Source organism: Haladaptatus ordinarius, assembly GCF_054177595.1.
In genome coordinates this window covers 1-1322 of sequence record NZ_JBPEHH010000261.1, presented here as the reverse complement: position 1 = coordinate 1322, position 1322 = coordinate 1, and the positions used below count along the sequence as shown (strand labels likewise).

Annotated in this window: 2 protein-coding genes and 1 pseudogene; all 3 read left to right on the top strand. The window is 54.2% G+C overall.

Translation table 11 applies throughout. The features are described 5' to 3' along the window. Positions 1-250 (top strand): annotated as a pseudogene (locus ACR3FF_RS27070) (transposase); the annotation flags it as partial. 300 nt (positions 251-550) lie between these two features. Continuing rightward, positions 551-799: a glycosyltransferase family 2 protein gene (locus ACR3FF_RS27065; protein ID WP_458191189.1), complete on the top strand. Its 249-nt coding sequence runs from the start codon at positions 551-553 to the stop codon at positions 797-799. Positions 800-853: 54 nt separating this feature from the next. Continuing rightward, positions 854-1207: a hypothetical protein gene (locus ACR3FF_RS27060; RefSeq protein WP_458191187.1), complete on the top strand. Its 354-nt coding sequence runs from the start codon at positions 854-856 to the stop codon at positions 1205-1207. The last annotated feature ends 115 nt before the right edge of the window (positions 1208-1322 follow it).

Here is a 1322-nt window from a genome sequence, read left to right as displayed (position 1 = left end):
GTACAGCCGGCGGTGGCAGATCGAAAGCGAGTACAAGAGTATCAAGAATCACTTCCTCCCCGCCACAGCCTCGACAGATTACCGCGTGCGGCTCCTGTACTTCGTCCTTGGCGTCGTCAAGTACAACGTCTGGCGCCTCACGAACCTCCTGCTTCGTGAGGCGCTTGCCGTCAACCTCGGCGCAAAGCCGCCACTCCGCGCTGGCGAAGTCGTCGAACTCATCGGTTTCTGCCTCGCTCCGCCCGACTGACCGGTGAAAGACGCCCAGACCGCGGGACTCGGGAGTGACAACTCCCTCCCGAGTCCCGCTTTGTTACTCCATCTCTTCGGATATCACGACTCTCCACCCAATCGGTACACTGATCCTGTCGAACCCACACTCACCTCCGCCGCGAAATACTGGTTTACACCGCTATCTCGCTTGTATATTCGACATCCTCCGAACCTGTGTACCTACCGTGACGCCACGAATGAGAGCCGTTCACCAGTCAGCAAAGCTGGGGGAGAAACCTATTACTTTCGTAACCATTATGGGTAGTAGACCGCCAGCATGACCTCACCGGATGTCTCCATCGTCACTGCGGCGTATAACTCCGCAGATTACATCGAGCGAGCACTCGAGAGCGTTCGGCAACAGACGATAGACGATTCACGAATCGAGCATATCGTCGTGGACGACAGCTCGACTGACGAGACGGCAGCAATCGTCGAATCATTCGCGGCATCGTACGTGCGTCTCATCGAGAACGAGCAAAACAGCGGAAACGGGACGATTCCATGCAACCAGGGGATCGAATGAGCACGCGGTGAGTACGTAATGGTTCTCGATTCGGACGACGAGTTTCTCCCGTCGTTGGTCGAGCGAGCATCCGAAATTCTCACGGATCGCAGTGATATCGATTTCGTCTATACTGACTACTACGAGCAATTTCCTGATGGGATGCGGGAAATAGTCGAGACTGGCACAGACATCATGAATACCGTAAAAGTCGGTGTGATGCATCGAACCGACCAGCTCAGGCAGTTCGACGTGTACGACCCGGATATGATATTTGCGGAGTACGACCTCTTACTGCAGTATCTCGACGCTGGTCTCGATGGGTATCATATTCCTGATCCGCTTTTCGTGTATCATCGGCGAAGAGACAGTCAAACAGGTGATCGCGCCCACGTCGAAGCCGGGAAAGAGGAATTGAGGAATAAATGAGCCTGTCTAAGAATTTTGCCTCACCAATCCTCCTGACGTCGGCTGAAGATACTCTTACACGGTTCGACGGATCGATTCGGCCGTCGACAAAAAAAGAGAACCGGGCTCAGTTATC

Coding starts and splice junctions, on each gene's coding strand:
- ACR3FF_RS27065 (WP_458191189.1), top strand. CDS start 551: ATGACCTCACCGGATGTCTCCATCGTCACTGCGGCGTATAACTCCGCA.